This is a genomic window from Tenacibaculum sp. TB-53 (assembly GCF_059716285.2).
Map to the genome: position 1 here is coordinate 1338652 of NZ_CM202790.1, position 18867 is coordinate 1357518.

Below are 18867 nucleotides of genomic sequence, written 5' to 3' on the forward strand. Positions count from 1 at the left end.
TTTAATTTTTAGGAATTGAAAACGCTTTTTTCTTTCTCTTGTCGGTAACTACTTCTCCATCCATGTAAAATTGCCATTTACCATCTCTCTTACCATTTTTATACATCCCTTTTTCTTTTAAATCTCCTTTTAAATCGTAGTATTTCCCTTCTCCTTCTAATTTACCATTTACATAATACACTTCTTCAATCATCACTCCTTCTTCAGTAAAAATCTTAGAAAGTCCATTTTTCTTACCATCTTTATAAATACTTTCTTCAGTTAACTTACCATTTCTATAGTAGTTTTTTAAAACTCCATCTAATTTACCGTTAGTATATTCTTCTTCTGAAAAAAGTTTTCCGTCTGAAAAATAATACGTCCATTTTCCTACTCGTTTTTTTCCTATCATCCATCCTTTTGTTTTTATTTTTCCGTTAGGCGTAAAAAATTGCACAAAGGCACTATCGGATTTTGCAGAAAACTCTTTAGTCATAGAAGGAATTCCGTAAGAATTAGGTTCATAAAAATTAAATGTACCTATCTCTTTTCCATTTTTAAACTCTCCTGAATATCTTATTTTGTTTTTATTATCATCATAATATTTTTTCCAAACTCCATGCCTCTTTCCATTAGTATCAAATTTATTTATTTTTTGTGCTTGAGTAGCTGTTATAAAAAATACCGATAACAAAAGTGTTGTTGAAAATATCCTTTTTATATTTATCATACTATAATTTCTTTTACAATTCAAATTTACATAAACCATACCAATATGAGTCTTGATTTTTTAATTTCTGTGCTAGAAAATGTTGATAATCCTGCTAGAGTAAACAGAAATAATGCTGCAAATATTGTATTAAAGCAACCTGAATTAGTAAAGTTTTTAGTTGATGTTACTTTCGATGTTGATAATAAACTATCTATTAAAGCTGCTTGGGTACTGGAATGGATTTGTACACATAATGGAATTGAATATATTATTCCTTATCTCCCTATTTTTACAAAAAATATATATAGAGTACACTTTGATAGCGCTATAAGACCTTGTGCTAAAATTTGTGAACATTTAGCAACTGCTTTTTCCTCAAAAACAACCAATGGTATAAAAGAACAGTTAACAGAAACTGATATCGATTTAATTATAGAAACTGGATTCGATTGGTTAATTACCGATCAAAAAATAGCAGTTAAAGCCTACACCATGAATACTTTATATTTATTTGGTTTACAAAAAGACTGGGTACATCCTGAACTGGAACATATTATTCGAACAAAAGTGATTCATGAAAGTAAAGGTTGTAAAGCCAGAGGGAAGAAAGTATTGGAGTTGATTGAGAAACATAAAGACCAAAAACAATTATAAAACCTCAGAAGAAAAATCTTCTGAGGTTCTTTTATTATTTTACAAGCAACTAAATACGATATCGTTTATTTTATTACCAAGCCCAGCCTGATGTAGAAGAAACCTGGTCGTTCCAAGACTTCTTCCACCACCACCAACCAGACATGGTGTACCATTTAAGATTCCCTACGTTTAACCCTAAATAACCTGTTGGTGAATAAAAACCTATAACTTTTCCTCCATAACAAGAGTGTTGGTATAAATATACTACTTGTCGTCTATAAGTTGGTTTTCTAATTTTTAAAGAAGATAATTGGTCGTTATTTCCTGACCCAACCCAATGGTCTCTGTAATAATAGCGTTTTTGCCTTCTCATGCCTGTCATTTCTGTGTTATAGTAGGCATGTTTATAGAAATAAAAGTTACCTGAGCCATACACATCATAGCTATTACATTTTGATGACTTCCCTTCTGTTGAAACTTGATCTCCTGGGAAACCTTCTGCTACTTTTGAGGTGTATTTTTTTAAGTCTTCTGTATTATCGAAAACTTTTACTTCAATATCAGTGCTTCCTTCTTCTGGATTATTAAAAAACAATGATTTTGGAGCTTTTTCTTCATTACCAAAAATTTCTTGAGCAAAATCTACATCTCCATCTGCCTTCAATACTTCTCCACTTTCTTCATTATATACATAAGATATTTTAAATTGTTTTCCATAATAATCGTACGTATGATTAATAGTTACTGTACTTCCTTTTGCTAATTGTAATTCTTCTTTTTTTGATTCATTTTCAATTATTTCTTCACTTTGACAGCTAAAAAGTAATGTAAAACACATTACTGCCATCCATAAAAAATTTTGTTTTTTCATTTTTTCTTATTTTTTAAAATCCTTAGCATCTACTAAGAATTTATTCGTTTGATTAGTTAGTTTTTTATTTTTTTTTAGAGGTATTAAAACCTCTTCGTTTTTAAAACGAGAATAATCTACAACGTATTTATTTGCTTGTAAAGTAATATTAGTTTTACCTAATTCCTTTGCAATATAGTCTCTTAGAGATATATCTTCTGAGATAATGAAATCTTCTTCTAAACTTCTAGAAAATACCAATCGTAATGACTCGCCTTCATTTCTGAATGCTATCATACCATTATCTTCATCGTTATTCCCTTCCCTAAGTTTCGAGAAAATCTCTTTTACCTCTAAGTTTTTGTTGTTTAACAGTTCGTTTGCAGTGTCTTCTTTTTGCCATGCTTGTAGCATCAGAGGCGACGCTTACTAATACAAAGTTTTGTAGTTGTTTCATAAAATAATAGTTTTCGGGGTTAATTATGAAATCAAATTTACATGAACTAAAAAACACAAACACCAGTTAAACAGCTATTTAAAACACAGGCAAAACCCTTTTTTAACCTAAAAAATACCTCTTTATAAATTAATTCCTATCCTTTACAAAGTTAATTCGTAACCTTTTTTAAAAACTTTTTAGGTTTGAGTCATTATTAACAATCAAATTTATATTATTATGAAAAAAAGCATTTTAAACTTAAAAAGTTTTCAATTATTATCTGAAAAAAATCAAAAAAACATATATGGAGGAGCTAAAATTCCTATAAATGGAGGAATGGCAAATACAACTCCTCTTACTCCTCTTAAAACTGTAGTGTCATGGAGATGTTGGAACAGAATTACTTCTCAATATGATATTATTTATAACGTTGGAAATCCTGGTGTTGAAGACTTTCAAGGGTATGAATATTGTCAACCTGTAATTCAATAAGGTAGATAACCTTCTTTTATTTTCAATATAAAATGAGAACGTTAAGTATTGTGAGATTAATAGAAGTATTCTAATTTTTTATAAAAACTGTTATTCTTTAACTTTTAATATTATTAACAATCAAATTTATATTATTATGAAAAAAAGCATTTTAAAGTTAAACGGTGTTCAAAAATTAAACACAGTTGAACAAAAGGAACTAGTAGGTGGTCATATAGTTAACATTGACAAAGCTAGATCACACATTACATGGAAGTGTTTTCGAAACAACTCAGGTAGTACATTTTTTTTATCTCCTGTAGACCTTTCATCTCCAACTACTTCTTGTTATGCGTACGATAACACTTATAAAGCTCCAACAAATGGTACTAATTATGGCATGGGTACCCCCATATAAACTGAAAAATTATTAACCAAATAAATTTTAAATTATGTTAAAAAATATTTTACTACAAAAAGGTGTTAATGAGTTAAATAACACTCAATTAAAAGAAACTCAAGGAGGTCATTATACTGGAAATCTTCAATATACATGTTGGGATAAAACAGGTGCACTTTATGATTCTACAATAGATGCTTCTTATCCAGACGCTGGTATTCATTGTACACCTAACGCAGAAGTTACTGCCTCAGCAATAACAAAGTTCACTGCATAATTATCTCAAAAAGGAGCTGTAAAATTTTTAAAATTACAGTTCCTTTTCTTCTTATAACTCCTTTAAATTCGTAGGTTTTCGATAGCCTTGAAACGGCTGTTTTAACAACTCTTTTAAACTAGAGTTTTTTTCTTCATCTGGAAATGTATCTACTCCATACACTATTTTTTCTCTATCTAACTCCATATACGTTCCTAATAAACGGTCCCAAATAGAAAAGATATTTCCGTAGTTAGAATCTGTATAAGGTAATAAATTATGATGATGTACTTTGTGCATATCGGGTGATACAATCACATAACTCAATACCTTATCTAACTTTTTAGGCATTTTTATATTAGCATGTGTTAACTGCGTAAACACTAACGATATTGATTGGTACAACATTACTATAGCTATTGGAGTCCCGACTAAAAAAACACCTACTAAAGTAAATGTAAAACGAATTACACTTTCTATCGGGTGATGTCTGTTTGCTGTTGTGGTATCCACTTTATGATCAGAATGGTGAACTAAATGTACCATCCACAAAGGTTTTACTTTATGTTCAACTAAATGTGCTAAATAAGCTCCGAAGAAGTCTAAAAATAATACACCTAACAATACGTACAACCACAATGGCATTTCGGGTAGCCAGTTGATTAATCCAAAGTCATTTGCTTGCACCCAATCGGCTGTCTTTAATAATAAGAATGCCAATACAAAATTGATAATTACCGTAGTTGCAGTGAAAAATAAATTAGGCCATGCGTGTTTCCATTTATTGTATTTAAAACTAAATAATGGTACAGCGCCTTCCAATAACCAAAAGAAAGTAATTCCGCCAACTAAAATAATACTTCTATGACTAGAAGGAATCGTTTCAAAATAATGTATAAGAGTTTCCACTATGATATATTTTTCCTAAAAATAGAAAAAATATCTATAAAAACTTATTTCTTAGAACTTCCCGATTGTGGTAATCTCTTTTTCAACTCCTCTACTATTCGGTAAGTTGCAGGACAGACCTCCGTATTTTTAATAGTTAAATCTGCTAATTGGATAAACTTTTTACGATTGGTATGTGGATATTCTGAGCAAGCTTTTGGACGCACATCATAAATAAAACACGTATTATCTGATTCATCTAAAAAAGTACACGGAGCAGATTGTAAGACCATGAAATTATCTTCATCTCGCTGTAAATATTGATTAGTAAAATCAATCACCTTCATTTTTAAGTGTTTTGCAATGCGCTCTATATCTTTTTCAGTAAAAATTGGTGAAGTCGTTTTACAACAATTAGCACATTCTAAACAGTCGGTACGCTCAAATTCTTCCTCATGCAATTCTTGCATTAATAAATCTAAGCGTTTAGGGGTACGCTTTTTTAATCGTTGAAAATACTTCTTATTTTCTTGTAAAGCGTCTTTGGCTAATTTTGGTAAGTTTTCAAGGTCTTTATCCATGGTGCAAAGGTACGAAAGCACCTTTGAAGTCATACATTATTCTGCCTTAAAAAATCATAAGGCAAATCGTGGGAAGAAAAAATTAAAAACACTAATTTTGTGCGACAATTAAAAAGAACCAATGAATATTCAATCGTTAATAGAAACGAAAGTAAAAGAAGGATTTTTAGCCTTGTATGATGTAGAAATTCCTAGTGTAGAATTTCAAGCAACCCGTAAAGATTTTGAAGGTGACATTACAGTAGTTGTCTTCCCATTACTACGGTACAAAAAAGGAAATCCTGTTCAAATTGGTGAAGATTTAGGAAAATATTTAGTCGAGAACATCAACGAAATTACTAGCTACAATGTCGTAAAAGGTTTTTTAAACTTAGTGGTTGATGATTCTTTCTATGTAAACTTTTTTAATCAAATAGCTACTGATGCAACTTATGGCTTTGTAAAAGAAGACAAAACAGATGCACGTATGGTGGAATATTCTTCTCCTAACACTAACAAACCTTTACACTTAGGACATGTTCGTAATGTATTGTTAGGATATTCTGTTGCAGAAATTTTAAAAGCTGCGGGACATAAGGTTTACAAAACACAAATTATCAACGATCGTGGTATCCATATTTGTAAGTCCATGTTGGCTTGGAAAAAATTTGGAGAAGGAGAAACTCCTGAATCTACTGGATTAAAAGGCGATAAACTGGTTGGAAATTACTATGTAAAATTCGATCAAGAATATAAAAAAGAAATTAGCAACCTAGTCGCTTCTGGTGTTTCTGAAGACGATGCTAAAAAGCAAGCTCCTTTATTTGTTGAAGCACAAGAAATGTTACGTAAGTGGGAAGCTGGTGATAAGGAAGTTGTTGCTCTTTGGGAAATGATGAACGGATGGGTATACAAAGGTTTCGACGTTACTTATGAAAACATCGGAGTTAACTTTGATAAATTATACTATGAAAGTAACACCTATTTATTAGGAAAAGATATTATTGAGGAAGGTTTACAAAACGGAGTTTTCTACAAAAAAGAAGACAGTTCTGTTTGGTGTGATTTAACTGACGAAGGACTAGATGAAAAATTAGTATTACGTTCAGACGGAACTGCCGTGTATATGACACAAGATATCGGTACTGCTATTCAACGCTCTAAAGATTTTCCTGATGTAAACGGAATGGTATATACCGTAGGTAACGAACAAGATTATCATTTCAAAGTGTTATTCTTAATCTTACAAAAATTAGGATACTCTTGGGCAAAACAATTATTCCATTTAAGTTACGGAATGGTAGATTTACCTTCTGGGAAAATGAAGTCTCGTGAAGGAACGGTAGTTGATGCCGATGATTTAATGAATGAAATGACGAACACTGCTCGTGAAATCTCTCAAGAATTAGGAAAGTTAGAAGGATATTCAACCGAAGAAAAAGAAGAGTTATATAAAACTATCGGATTAGGTGCTTTAAAATACTTTATTTTAAAGGTAGACCCTAAAAAAAGAATTTTGTTTGACCCACAAGCTTCGGTAGATTTCCAAGGAAATACAGGTCCGTTTGTACAATATACGTATGCAAGAATTCAGTCTATCTTACGTAAAGCTAATTTCGATTATTCTTCATCTGTATCAGTAGAATTACACGAGAAAGAAAAAGAATTAATCAAACAATTAGAACAATACCCTGAAGTAATTCAGCAAGCAGCGGGTAACTATTCTCCTGCTGTGATTGCCAATTACACATATGATTTGGTAAAAGAGTTCAACTCATTCTATCAAAATGTATCCATTTTAGGAGAAGAAAATCAAGATAAAAAAGTATTTAGAGTTCAGTTATCTAAAAAAGTAGCTGACACTATAAAATCTGCATTCAAATTATTAGGAATTCAAGTTCCTGAAAGAATGTAATAAATTAACAAACAACAAGTAAAAAGTAAACAACATGAAATACGACGTACTAATAATTGGAAGTGGTCCTGGAGGTTATGTAACTGCTATTAGAGCCTCTCAATTAGGATTTAAAACCGCTGTAGTTGAAAAGGAAAACTTAGGTGGAATTTGCTTAAACTGGGGATGTATTCCTACCAAAGCATTATTAAAATCTGCTCAAGTATATGATTATTTAAAACATGTTGATGAGTATGGTTTAAAAGCAGAAGCTATCGATAAAGATTTCGAAGCTGTTATTAAACGTAGTCGTGGTGTTGCTGAAGGAATGAGCAAAGGTGTTCAGTTCTTAATGAAGAAAAACAAAATTGATATCATCGACGGTTTTGGTAAAGTAAAAGCTGGAAAAAAAGTAGATGTTACCGATAAAGATGGTAAAGTAACTGAATATTCTGCAGATCATATTATTATAGCTACTGGAGCTCGTTCTCGTGAGTTACCAAGTTTACCTCAAGATGGTAAAAAAGTAATCGGTTACCGTGAAGCTATGAGCTTACCGACGCAACCTAAATCGATGATTGTTGTAGGTTCAGGTGCTATTGGAGTTGAATTTGCTCATTTCTATAACTCAATGGGAACTGATGTAACTGTTGTTGAATTTATGCCAACAATTGTTCCTGTTGAAGATAAAGATGTTTCTAAACAAATGGAGCGTTCTTTCAAAAAAGCGGGAATTAAAGTAATGACAAGTTCTTCTGTAGAGTCTGTTGATACTTCTGGTGACGGAGTAAAAGCAACTGTAAAAACTAAAAAAGGAGAAGAAGTTTTAGAAGCTGATATCGTTTTATCTGCTGTTGGAATTAAAACAAATATTGAAAACATCGGTTTAGAAGATGTTGGAATTATTACTGATAGAGATAAAATCTTAGTAAACGACTGGTACCAAACGAACATTCCAGGATACTATGCGATTGGAGATGTAACTCCTGGTCCGGCATTAGCACACGTTGCTTCAGCAGAAGGAATTACTTGTGTTGAAAAGATTGCTGGTTTACATACTGAAGCTATTGACTATGGAAACATTCCTGGTTGTACATATGCTACTCCTGAGATTGCTTCTGTTGGTTTAACTGAAGAGCAAGCAAAGGAAAAAGGTTACGAATTAAAGATTGGTAAATTCCCTTTCTCTGCATCTGGTAAGGCTAAAGCTGCTGGAACTCCTGACGGATTTGTAAAAGTTATTTTTGATGCTAAGTACGGTGAATGGTTAGGATGCCATATGATTGGTGCTGGTGTTACCGATATGATTGCTGAAGCTGTTTTAGGCCGTAAATTAGAAACTACTGGTCATGAAGTATTAAAAGCAATCCACCCTCATCCAACAATGAGTGAAGCGGTTATGGAAGCTGTTGCTGACGCTTATGATGAAGTAATCCACTTATAAAATTCTCAAACTTTATATAACTATAACCTCGTCATTTTTGGCGAGGTTTTTTTATATTTGAATATGAAAAAAATACTCCCAATATTCGTTTTATTATGCTGTTTTTATTCTTGTAAAACAGAAGAAAAAAAAACTCCTTTAAACCCATTAACGGTTCCCTTAAACGAACGTCCTATACCAAAACTTCCAAATACTAGAAATATTTCTACTAATGTTATTGGAGGTGCACATTATATATGCCCTAACAAATGTAAAGGAGGAACTTCAAATGTTCAAGGCACCTCTTGCCCTGTTTGTAAAACTCCTCTTGCTCATAACCAAGGCTTTCATAATACCCAAAACAAAACTTCTAACTCACCAATATCAACACCTGTAACGCCCCCCACTTCTGGTCCAAATGCAGCTGGACAATATCATTATACTTGTTCTAACGGTTGTACTATTGGTTCAGATAATTCAGGCCAATGTAAGAGTTGTGGTGGAAAGCTAGTTCATAACGCTGCTTTTCATAGTTAAAAAATAATATTTTAAACCTCATATAATAATGAGGTTTTGTTTTTTATATGTCTTATCTTTTGTTCTCTATAATTACTTTTTTGTTATTGATTTTTATGAAGTGTACCTATAGCTATTGTTCATATACAAGTGTTATCCATAATAAAATACTGTTAATAGTGAAGTATTTATAATTCCATTATAATAAATGAAACTCTCTTCTTTTGAATTCTAGTTACTTTTTAATACGAGCCCTATTTTCTAGCTAAATAAGTGATTTTCTTAACCCCTCTTCTACATTCTTCCACAAAAAGTTCCAAAAAGAACGAGTTTGATCTCTTTCAAAGTTTTTTATTTCTACCTTTTCTAATTTATTTTTTGAAGAATTTTTCACAAATAAATTAGCTAACCAAGAAACTACTTTTTTTACTCCTTTTTGCTTATTGAGCATTTTCAATTCAAGGTTTTTAAATGCTATAGCAAAATCTCCATTAGAAAAATTATCATTACCATAAAAATTAAAAAACAACTTATCTATTTTACCTTCGCACTTTATATTTAGTGCAGGCTCTATAAATGAGTTTATATTTTTTGAACTTACTTCATAAAGTTTTCCTTTAATTGTAAAAGCATCATTAACATCTGCTATATTGAATCTCCAATCAATTGATAAAGGAGATGTTCCCATAAAGTCACTTTTAATCTTAACAATTGTAGTTGGAATGCTATCTTTTATTTTAACATTTGTCAAGTTAGTTACAATTGCATCAATGTTTTCAAAACTTACCAATCCTGCTTTTCTTTCCTTATTAGTTAGCTCTTCATAAGTAATTTTAGTATCCTTTATTTTAATACTATCAATTACAAAGTTAATTGGTAGTTCTCTTAGACTCTTACTATATAAGTCTTTTCTTTTGTTTCTATGATTAAGAACTGTTGCATCTAGGTATACACCAAAGTCTCCATCACTTATTAATATTTTGTCAATAGTAAAAAGTAACTTTTTTTTATTTGTTAATTTTATTTTAGGTACTTCTATTTTTTTAATAAATAAATCTAATATATCCTTTTCATAAGGAACATGATATATGTAGTTCTTTCTAGGTTTAAGAGGAGTAATTTTCACACTATCAAGTTTAAGAAAATTATCCTCCAATTTAAGATTAGCTATGCTATAAGATTGAATTTCTGAACCCTGTGCATCAAAAGCATTAAGCTTCAATGAAATTTTTTCATATAGAAAAGGAATTGTCGTTTTTAAATCTTTTGAGTATTCTAATTTTGTAAGTTTTAACCTATAGTTATCTATAGTAATAGGGTAATTTTTATCATTTATAATAGCTAAAGCTGAATTTTTAATTTCTAACTCATCAATAGTTATTGGCATTCTCTTTTTTTTATGTATGGTATCTTTTTCCTTAGCATTAAATATATCTTTAGGTATTTTTCCTTTTATAATAGAACTATTTAAGACCATTTTATCGATTGATAGTTTATCTTTAATAAAGTAAGCATAATAAGAAACTCCTTTTACACTTAAGTTATTTATTTTAAGATGTATACTATCTTTTTCTAAAAAAAAATCATCAATACTAATATTACCTAATAATACATTAGCTTTTACTTTTCCTGTATAATTAATATGTTTTTTAACTAAGGTTTCTGTCAGTTTTTTTTCAATTTTACCTGCTGCTATATAGTTCAGACTCAAAATTAAGACCGAAAATAGGACTACTATTATTACAATTATTTTTATTGTTTTTTTTATCACAGCAAATTTTAAATTTTGTTAAACTTAGTTAATTATTTATTTTTTTTACATTTAAAACCCTCTAAAACATTTAAAAAAAATATTTAATTCTATTTTTATTGAATATTTTTCATTTCGGCATAATAGTTGTTACTAACAAAACATTAACATAATAACTACTACTATGGAAAACTATCTACTAAAACAGTTTTGCAATTTGAGGGGATGATTGTTATTGAAAAAGAAAAACTCGAAGTTAATAGCTTCGAGTTTTATTTTATAAATGTTTTATTTACCTGATTAACTTCTTATATTTAATTCGCTTAGGCATTAAATCTCCTCCTAAACGCTTCTTCTTGTTCTCTTCATAATCAGAGAAAGAACCTTCAAAGAAATACACTTGACTATCTCCTTCGAAAGCTAAGATATGTGTACAAATACGATCTAAAAACCATCTATCGTGCGAAATTACCACAGCACATCCTGCAAAATTTTCTAAACCTTCTTCTAAAGCTCGTAAAGTATTTACATCTAAATCATTTGTTGGCTCATCTAATAACAATACGTTACCTTCTTCCTTTAACGTCATTGCTAAATGCAAACGGTTACGCTCTCCTCCTGATAAGGTTGCTACCTTTTTATTTTGCTCACTTCCCGAGAAGTTAAAACGACTTAAATAAGCTCTTGAATTTACTTGTTTACCTCCCATCATCACTAAATCTTGACCTTCAGAGAAGTTCTCCCAAATAGATTTTTCTGGATCAATATTAGAATGTGACTGATCTACATAAGCTATTTTAGCTGTCTCCCCTACTTTAAAGCTTCCCGCATCAGGAGTTTCTTCTCCCATGATCATTCTAAAAATAGTGGTTTTACCAGCTCCGTTCGGACCAATAATTCCTACAATTCCGGCTTGTGGTAGGTTGAACTCTAAATTTTCGTATAATAATTTGTCTCCATAAGCTTTAGAAACACCTGTAGCTTCTATTACGTTCGTTCCTAAACGAGGACCATTAGGAATGTATATTTCTAATTTTTCTTCCGTCTGCTTCTGATCTTGACTCATTAACTTTTCGTAGTTCTTCAAACGTGCTTTTTGCTTTGTTTGACGACCTTTTGCTCCTTGACGTACCCATTCTAACTCTCGTTCTAAAGTTTTTTGACGCTTAGAAGCTGTTTTACTTTCTTGAGCTAAACGTTTAGATTTTTGGTCTAACCAAGATGAATAGTTTCCTTTCCATGGAATACCTTCACCTCTATCCAATTCTAAAATCCAACCTGCAACGTTATCTAAGAAATAACGGTCGTGTGTTACTGCAATTACCGTTCCTTTATATTGTGCTAAATGATGCTCTAACCAATGTACAGATTCTGCATCTAAGTGGTTGGTAGGCTCATCTAGTAATAAAATTTCTGGTTCTTGTAATAATAAACGACATAAAGCAACACGACGACGCTCTCCTCCAGATAATACTCCGATCTTCTTATCTCCTTCTGGCGTACGCAAAGCATCCATCGCTATTTCTAACTTGGTATCTAATTCCCATGCATTAGAAGCATCAATCTTATCTTGTAGTTCAGCTTGACGATCCATTAACTTTTGCATCTTATCTGCATCAGAATATACTTCTTCTAAGCCAAACATATCGTTTATTTTGTTGTATTCATCTAAAATAGCAACTGTTTCTGCTACTCCTTCTTTAACAACTTCTAAAACGGTTTTATCTTCGTCTAACTGAGGTTCTTGTTCTAAATATCCTACTTTATAACCTGGAGAGAACGTAACATCTCCTTGGTAGTTTTTTTCTACTCCTGCTATAATTTTTAACAAAGTAGACTTACCTGAACCGTTTAAACCTAAAATACCAATTTTAGCTCCATAAAAGAAACTTAAATAGATATCTTTAAGAACCTGTTTTCCTGTACTTTGGTAGGTCTTAGAGACCTTATTCATTGAAAAAATGACTTTTTTATCGTCGCTCATTTCTCTATATTTTCTTTAATTAAACTCTTCCTTTTAGGGCATTAAACACCCATGCATTTGCAAAAAAACCTAAACCAACAGCTCCAAATCCATACCCTGCTATTTCATCATATTTAAATACTGCTAATCCAATAAGTAAAACCCCCATTAATACCATTATAAGCGTTGCCCAACCTAGGACAGTGTTTTTGTTCATTGCCATAATTTACTTTTTTCAATAAAATGTGAGCTACAAATATCGGTAATTATTTAGACTTATTCACTGTAGTTTTGCGCATAAAAAAAGTCTTACCAATGCAAGACTTTTTAGTGATTTTAAATTTATATACATACTAGAGTTCAGCAGCTAACCTACTTCCTTGGTTTATGGCTCTCTTTGCATCTAATTCTGCCGCAACATCAGCTCCTCCAATTACATGTACTTTCATTCCTTTGGCTTCTAATGGCTCTAACAATTCTTTAAATGGAACTTGACCTGCACAAATAATCACATTATCAACTGGTAATACTTTTTGTTCTTCATTTTGAACATAGTGTAAACCTTCATCATCTATTTTTGTATACTGTACTTCATTTATAAATTGTACTTTTTTTCTTTTTAATACTGAACGATGAATCCATCCTGTAGTTTTTCCTAAATTTCCTCCAAACTTTCCTGAACTACGTTTAAACATATATATTTCTCTTGATGAAGAATGAACTTCAGGAGTAACACCTTCTATTCCTGCACGTGATTTTAATGTTTTATCAATACCCCATTCCTTTAACCAAGCATCTATATTTTGAGAAGTACTCTCTCCTTCATGAGCTAAATATTCTGAAACGTCAAAACCAATTCCTCCCGCTCCAATAACCGCAACACGTTTACCTACAGGTTTCTTTAATTTCACAACATCAATATAACTCAATACTTTTTCATGATCAACCCCTTCTATTCTTGGGGTTCTCGGTGTAATTCCAGTTGCTAAAACAACCTCATCAAAATTACCATTGTATAAATCTTCAGCAGTAACCCTTGTGTTTAACTTTACATTTACCTTATGCAATTCTAATTGCTTATTAAAGTAACGAATGGTTTCATAAAACTCTTCTTTTCCTGGAATTTGTTTTGCTATATTAAACTGACCTCCTGTTTCTTTATCGGCATCAAATAAGGTTACATCGTGCCCTCTTTGAGCTGCTACTGTTGAAGCTGCTAAACCAGCTGGTCCTGCTCCTACAATTGCTATTTTTTTCTTTTTTGAAGTTAGATTGTAGTTAAGTTCTGTTTCGTGACATGCTCTTGGGTTTACCAAGCAACTTGCTACTTTCTTTTGAAATGCATGGTCTAAACAAGCTTGATTACAAGCTATACAAGTATTTATTTCATCTATTCTTTCTTCTTTAGCTTTGTTTACCCATTCTGGATCTGCTAAAAATGGGCGTGCCATTGAAATCATATCTGCATGTCCTTCTGCCAAAACTTTTTCAGCAGTATCTGGCATATTTATTCGGTTAGAAGTAACTAATGGAATAGATAGTTCTTCTTTCATTTTTTTGGTTACCCAAGTAAACGCAGCTCTAGGTACTGAGGTTGCAATAGTAGGAATTCGTGCTTCATGCCATCCAATACCTGTATTGATAATAGTAGCCCCAGCTTTTTCTATTTCTTTTCCTAACTGTACTACTTCTTCCCAAGAACTTCCTTGTTCTACCAAATCTAGCATCGATAAACGATAGATAATGATAAAGTTCTCTCCAACAGCTTCTCTAATTTTACGAACCAATTCTACTGCTAAACGAATTCTATTTTCATACTTACCTCCATAATCGTCGGTTCTTTTATTAGTTCTCGTTACTATAAACTGATTAATTAAATATCCTTCAGACCCCATGATTTCTACACCATCATATCCTGCTTCTTGTGATAATTTAGCACAGTTTACAAAGTCTTTTACTGTTCTTCGTATTCCCGATTGCTTTAATGCAAATGGTTTGAAAGGCGTTATTGGTGATTTGATTTTTGAAGGTGCCACATTAAATGGGTGGTATCCATAACGTCCTGAGTGTAAAATTTGCATACATATTTTACCGCCCTCTTTATGAACTGCTTCTGTAATTACTTTGTGTTCACGGGCATGCTTTTTTGTACTCATACGGGCAGAAAAAGGTGCTGTCCATCCTTGAATATTCGGTGCAATTCCTCCTGTAACAATCAAACCTACCCCACCACGTGCACGCTCTGCATAGTAAGAAGCAATGCGTTTAATTCCATTTTTTTCTTCTTCTAAACCAGTATGCATAGATCCCATTAACACTCGATTTTTTAAAGTAGTGAAACCTAAATCTAACGGCTCAAAAATATGTTTGTATTTCATTGTTGAATTTTTATAAAATATTATGCATGCATAACAAATTGCAAGATACATATTTTTTATTATATTTTTTTTATATAAAAAAACCCTATACGTTGTATAGGGTCTTTTTATGCTTTTAGGGTATTTTTACCACCAAAATATTATGATTAAACCATTTGAACATATAATGATTATAATAATCCTAACTTTGGTTCCATCGTTTAATTCGGCTTCAAACCTGTAAACTGGTTGTCTTTGATACTCATGAGGTACTTGTATCACATTACCATCTTTCATTCTGTGCTCTGCCAAACCAACACCTGAAAATTCATCTTTTACGATACGGTAACTTTTTAAATCTTCTTTTTTAAGGTTTCCTCTTTCTAAAAATAAATCTAAAGTAGGTTTTTCTAGCCCATTTGGATTCATTGGGTATTCATCTGCTCTAACTACTCCGTAATCTTCATGATAATCTAGCTTTAAGTCTTCTGCTGATTTTGCTGCTTTAGTATCTAAAGTTTCTGTTTGAGTTTCGTCTAATAATACAGTTTCTTCATTTTGACATGATGTAAATACCATAAAAAAGATACTTACAAACATTAGGGTTTTTAAAGTCTTCATAAAATTGAGTTTGGGTTAATTAATCAACTCAAATATATCTAAGTATTATTTAGGAATACCTAGGTAAAAGACTACTTATAACACAAGATAAACCTCTTATTTTTAAAAGGATAATAACTTTTTTATACACTCATGTAATTTCTATTTCTTAAAAGGCGTATTTTTTAATCTATATTTCCCTTTTATTAACTATAAATACAAAATCTATTGTCTAATTTTATCTAGTAAACCACTAAGTTGTGTAGCTTCTTCTTCCGTTAAATTTTCAATAAAATCTAAATGTAACTTATCATCTATTGCTTTTAATAACTTTTTTCCTTGTTGCGTAATACTTATATAAACTACTCTTCTATCATGCTTACACCTTTCACGATTTATTAAATTCTTCTCGTATAATTTATCCATTAATCTCGTAGCATTTGGAGCTCGTTCAATCATTCTATCTTTTATTGTTTGAACTTTTATCGCTTCTTTTGCTCCTCTTAAAATACGAAGAATATTAAATTGTTGAGATGAAATACTGTACTGCTTAAAAAACTCATTTTCTTGACTGTTTATCCAGTTAGCAGTGTATTTAATATTGATAAACGCTTTAATTTTATTATTTGGAAACTTTGAATTAATATCTTTTGAAATATCTCCCATTGCTTTGGTAATTAGCTGTTAGCTATTAGCCTTTTTTATTAAAATAAGATTATCCTTTTAACTTTAAGTCTTGCATTAATTTGTTGAAAGTATCTGATGATGGTGTTAGATACACTTCATCATCAACAAATAGTGTTGGATATTTAACTTGACCTTCATATAATTCTTTCGTGTGTTCTTTTGCTTCATCATCAACAGAAACATCTTTATATTCAAATGGTACTTCTGCAGATTTTAAAAAGTTTTTATATGCAACTGTATGTGCATGTCCTTTTCTACCATATAAAACTATCTTCATTTTTAACCTCCTTATTTTGAGTACAAAAATACAAAACACACATTTATATACCAAGGAATATAAATTCTTTACAAATATTGAAAAGGAATTTTATTTAAGCTAAAACGTCTGAGTATTCAGGCTTTTTATCAAAAACTGATTTAGCAAATGGGCATAATGGAAGTATTTTGATATTTTTACTTCTAGCAAACTCTACTGAGGCTGCTACTAACTTATATCCTGCTCCTTTTCCTCTTAAATCATCACCAACTTCAGTATGATCTATAATTAATTTATCCTTACCTGCCCAAGTATACGTCATTAAAGCAGCTCTATTCCCTTCAACTTCAATATAGAACTCTCCTTTTTTATCATTGTCTTCTTGCTGTACTTTCATCATTATCCTTTAAACTCAACTTTTACATGTGTACCATCACAATATGGTTTGTTATGAGAAGCCCCACACCTGCAAAAAGCAGTTGTTTTATTTTTCTTTTCTGTTGTACCGTCCGGATTAGTTACATGCAGAGTTCCGTAAATTAATAAAGGACCATCTTCTAATGCTTCTACCTTAGTTTCTGTATGAGCTGCTGCTTGACTCCCTTATCTTTTTGAAATGTATGATAAAGCTCCTGATGGGCATTCCTCTACTTGCTTTTTAATTCTTTCTGTAGTAGCTCCATCCATCTTAATCCAAGGTCTATTTTGTGGATTAAAAACCTGTATCAAGCCTTTCCAACATTTTTTTGAATGGATACATTTGTTTGGCCTCCAAACTACAGTAATATCATTATTACTATAGTTCTTTACAATTTCCTTTGCTTCTGACATAACTTAAAATTTTATGTTTATACTGCTTTTTGGAAAGTTGTAACTGCTTCTTTTATTTTTTCATTAAACTCCTCATTTACAATCCTTCCGTCATTAAAGTTATCATGAAATTTCGGTAAAGAAAAATCTGCTATAACATTTGCTCCCATATGAGGAAATCCATTTTTAGCTATTGCCATTGACGACGCCCCTCCTCTACCTCCAGGAGAAGTTGATAATAATAGCATTGGTTTATTATGCCATATTTTTTGTTCTATACGCGACATCCAGTCTATAATATTCTTAAAAGCTACCGTAAAATTACCATTATGTTCTGCTAACGATACAGCTATTCCATCTGCTTCTTTAATTTTTTCTAGAAATATTGCGGCATTTTCTGGTACACCTTCTTCTATTTCTTTATCAATTCCATAAATAGGTAATGGATAATCGTTTAAATCTAATACTGAAACTTCAATTCCACCTAATAAGCTAGAAGCATATGTTACTAATTGTTTGTTTATTGATTTTTTGCTGTTACTACCTGCGAAAGCGATTATTTTTTTCATCTATGTTGTTATTTTTGACTCAATTTCTGTTTCACCTTTCACCATTTTAGCTACTGGGCATTTACCTGCTATTTCTAATAGTTTAGTATGCTGCTCTTCTGTAACTTCTTTTTCGAATGAAATTTCTTCTACTAATGATTTTTTAATTCCTTCTGGAGTTAATTGTTCTTTTTGGCTAACATTTACTGTAACTTTTCCTAAGTCCCATCCTTTCCTCTCTGCATACATTCTCAAAGTAATAGACACACATCCACCAATTGCAGTTAGTAAATATTCTACTGGAGTTGGTCCATTATCGTCTCCTCCTTTGTCTAAAGGCTCATCAATAACAGCAAAATGATTTCTCATTTTTGCTTCTGCTAAATAATTTCGGTCAGTTAAAGTAACTGTTGCTGTTGGATTGTTGCTCATTATATTTTTTTACTATAAATATACGAAACTATTAATAGTACGATTGCTATTACAGCTCCTGTTTGTTCTCCATCACCAATCATAAAATGAGCAAAAAAAGCTAGAATAAATGCAAAGAAAAAACCTGCATACGCCCATTCATTTAAAAACTTTCCTCTAAAAAACCATAAAGCTATTAAACCTAACAGCTTAGCTACTGCATATGGGTAAATAATGTATGTTGGGTACCCAAATGCTGTAAACATTTTAGCTACTTCTGCATGATTAAAAAAATACATTCCTGCTGAAAAAAACATTAATAATGTTAATAACCCTGTAGCTACATAAAAAATAATTTTATCTCTTTTCATTTTGTTTGTTATTAAAATTCATTTACAAATATATAAAAATGTTTTTATTATTTTCCATGGTAAATATCACCTAGACATTTATCAATAATA

The 18867-nt window shown here is 31.2% G+C and carries 24 protein-coding genes and 1 pseudogene; 7 read left to right on the top strand and 18 right to left on the bottom strand.

Features of this window, described 5'->3' with window-relative positions; all coding sequences use genetic code 11:
- Position 1: 1 nt before the first annotated feature.
- Entirely contained in the window at positions 2-709 is a 708-nt protein-coding gene (locus tag AC3VJB_RS06075) for a toxin-antitoxin system YwqK family antitoxin (protein ID WP_253057351.1), read from the bottom strand.
- Positions 710-754: 45 nt separating this feature from the next.
- Between AC3VJB_RS06075 and AC3VJB_RS06080 the strand changes: the two genes are divergently transcribed.
- Positions 755-1345 (top strand): adenylosuccinate lyase, encoded by a 591-nt coding sequence (locus tag AC3VJB_RS06080; RefSeq protein WP_159491454.1) that lies wholly within the window; start codon positions 755-757, stop codon positions 1343-1345.
- A gap of 73 nt (positions 1346-1418) precedes the next feature.
- Here the strand turns inward: AC3VJB_RS06080 and AC3VJB_RS06085 are convergent, their stop codons facing one another.
- Together AC3VJB_RS06085 and AC3VJB_RS06090 are read right to left on the bottom strand one after the other, a co-directional pair.
- Positions 1419-2198 (bottom strand): ABC transporter permease family protein, encoded by a 780-nt coding sequence (locus tag AC3VJB_RS06085; RefSeq protein ID WP_073183735.1) that lies wholly within the window; start codon positions 2196-2198, stop codon positions 1419-1421.
- A gap of 6 nt (positions 2199-2204) precedes the next feature.
- A complete protein-coding gene (locus AC3VJB_RS06090; protein ID WP_497666904.1) occupies positions 2205-2591 on the bottom strand; it encodes a hypothetical protein in 387 nt (128 codons plus the stop codon).
- Between the two features lie 262 nt (positions 2592-2853).
- Between AC3VJB_RS06090 and AC3VJB_RS06095 the strand changes: the two genes are divergently transcribed.
- From AC3VJB_RS06095 to AC3VJB_RS06105, 3 genes are all read left to right on the top strand, one after another.
- The gene (locus tag AC3VJB_RS06095; RefSeq protein ID WP_497666905.1) at positions 2854-3108 is read left to right on the top strand and encodes a hypothetical protein; all 255 of its coding nucleotides are present in this window, start codon (positions 2854-2856) and stop codon (positions 3106-3108) included.
- A 136-nt stretch (positions 3109-3244) separates the two neighbouring features.
- Positions 3245-3505, top strand: coding sequence for a hypothetical protein (locus AC3VJB_RS06100; RefSeq protein ID WP_073183742.1), 261 nt, complete (start codon positions 3245-3247; stop codon positions 3503-3505).
- Between the two features lie 34 nt (positions 3506-3539).
- Complete coding sequence (locus tag AC3VJB_RS06105; protein WP_073183744.1) at positions 3540-3764, top strand: hypothetical protein; 225 nt, start codon at positions 3540-3542, stop codon at positions 3762-3764.
- A gap of 51 nt (positions 3765-3815) precedes the next feature.
- On the opposite strand, the gene AC3VJB_RS06110 is transcribed toward AC3VJB_RS06105, so the two are convergent.
- Together AC3VJB_RS06110 and AC3VJB_RS06115 are read right to left on the bottom strand one after the other, a co-directional pair.
- The gene (locus tag AC3VJB_RS06110) at positions 3816-4652 is read right to left on the bottom strand and encodes a sterol desaturase family protein (protein ID WP_253057345.1); all 837 of its coding nucleotides are present in this window, start codon (positions 4650-4652) and stop codon (positions 3816-3818) included.
- 44 nt (positions 4653-4696) lie between these two features.
- Entirely contained in the window at positions 4697-5212 is a 516-nt protein-coding gene (locus AC3VJB_RS06115) for a YkgJ family cysteine cluster protein (RefSeq protein WP_047789088.1), read from the bottom strand.
- 121 nt (positions 5213-5333) lie between these two features.
- On the opposite strand from AC3VJB_RS06115, the gene argS reads away from it, so the two are divergent.
- The 3 genes from argS to AC3VJB_RS06130 all read left to right on the top strand — a co-directional run bounded on the left by argS (position 5334) and on the right by AC3VJB_RS06130 (position 9045).
- Positions 5334-7106 (top strand): arginine--tRNA ligase, encoded by a 1773-nt coding sequence (gene argS / locus AC3VJB_RS06120; RefSeq protein WP_497666906.1) that lies wholly within the window; start codon positions 5334-5336, stop codon positions 7104-7106.
- Positions 7107-7140: 34 nt separating this feature from the next.
- Complete coding sequence (lpdA, locus tag AC3VJB_RS06125; protein ID WP_239180833.1) at positions 7141-8529, top strand: dihydrolipoyl dehydrogenase; 1389 nt, start codon at positions 7141-7143, stop codon at positions 8527-8529.
- 63 nt (positions 8530-8592) lie between these two features.
- Entirely contained in the window at positions 8593-9045 is a 453-nt protein-coding gene (locus AC3VJB_RS06130; RefSeq protein ID WP_437824955.1) for a heavy metal-binding domain-containing protein, read from the top strand.
- Positions 9046-9289: 244 nt separating this feature from the next.
- Here the strand turns inward: AC3VJB_RS06130 and AC3VJB_RS06135 are convergent, their stop codons facing one another.
- From AC3VJB_RS06135 to AC3VJB_RS06195, 13 genes and pseudogenes are all read right to left on the bottom strand, one after another.
- Entirely contained in the window at positions 9290-10735 is a 1446-nt protein-coding gene (locus AC3VJB_RS06135) for a hypothetical protein (protein WP_437824957.1), read from the bottom strand.
- Between the two features lie 331 nt (positions 10736-11066).
- On the bottom strand, positions 11067-12758 hold the full coding sequence (gene ettA, locus AC3VJB_RS06140; protein WP_047789093.1) for an energy-dependent translational throttle protein EttA: 1692 nt from the start codon (positions 12756-12758) through the stop codon (positions 11067-11069).
- 19 nt (positions 12759-12777) lie between these two features.
- Positions 12778-12954, bottom strand: coding sequence for a CAL67264 family membrane protein (locus AC3VJB_RS06145; protein ID WP_239180883.1), 177 nt, complete (start codon positions 12952-12954; stop codon positions 12778-12780).
- Positions 12955-13090: 136 nt separating this feature from the next.
- Positions 13091-15115: an oxidoreductase gene (locus AC3VJB_RS06150; RefSeq protein ID WP_437824959.1), complete on the bottom strand. Its 2025-nt coding sequence runs from the start codon at positions 15113-15115 to the stop codon at positions 13091-13093.
- A gap of 126 nt (positions 15116-15241) precedes the next feature.
- Positions 15242-15715, bottom strand: a complete 474-nt coding sequence (locus AC3VJB_RS06155; protein WP_047789096.1) for a hypothetical protein — start codon at positions 15713-15715, stop codon at positions 15242-15244.
- Between the two features lie 204 nt (positions 15716-15919).
- The gene (locus AC3VJB_RS06160) at positions 15920-16360 is read right to left on the bottom strand and encodes a MarR family winged helix-turn-helix transcriptional regulator (protein WP_253057336.1); all 441 of its coding nucleotides are present in this window, start codon (positions 16358-16360) and stop codon (positions 15920-15922) included.
- Between the two features lie 49 nt (positions 16361-16409).
- Positions 16410-16658, bottom strand: a complete 249-nt coding sequence (locus AC3VJB_RS06165; protein WP_047789098.1) for a glutaredoxin family protein — start codon at positions 16656-16658, stop codon at positions 16410-16412.
- Positions 16659-16752: 94 nt separating this feature from the next.
- Positions 16753-17037, bottom strand: a complete 285-nt coding sequence (locus AC3VJB_RS06170; protein WP_317166143.1) for a GNAT family N-acetyltransferase — start codon at positions 17035-17037, stop codon at positions 16753-16755.
- A pseudogene (locus AC3VJB_RS06175) lies at positions 17037-17180 on the bottom strand (CDGSH iron-sulfur domain-containing protein); the annotation flags it as partial. The gene AC3VJB_RS06170 and the pseudogene AC3VJB_RS06175, both read right to left, overlap by 1 nt.
- Before the next feature lie 60 nt (positions 17181-17240).
- Complete coding sequence (locus AC3VJB_RS06180) at positions 17241-17468, bottom strand: (4Fe-4S)-binding protein (protein ID WP_497666907.1); 228 nt, start codon at positions 17466-17468, stop codon at positions 17241-17243.
- 17 nt (positions 17469-17485) lie between these two features.
- A complete protein-coding gene (locus tag AC3VJB_RS06185) occupies positions 17486-18016 on the bottom strand; it encodes an NADPH-dependent FMN reductase (RefSeq protein ID WP_464848852.1) in 531 nt (176 codons plus the stop codon).
- Positions 18017-18427 carry an OsmC family protein gene (locus AC3VJB_RS06190; protein WP_047789102.1) on the bottom strand — a complete coding sequence of 137 codons (411 nt, stop codon included), beginning with the start codon at positions 18425-18427 and terminating at the stop codon, positions 18017-18019.
- Complete coding sequence (locus AC3VJB_RS06195) at positions 18427-18777, bottom strand: DoxX family protein (protein ID WP_047789103.1); 351 nt, start codon at positions 18775-18777, stop codon at positions 18427-18429. The genes AC3VJB_RS06190 and AC3VJB_RS06195 overlap by 1 nt, the downstream gene beginning before the upstream one ends.
- Positions 18778-18867 lie beyond the last annotated feature (90 nt).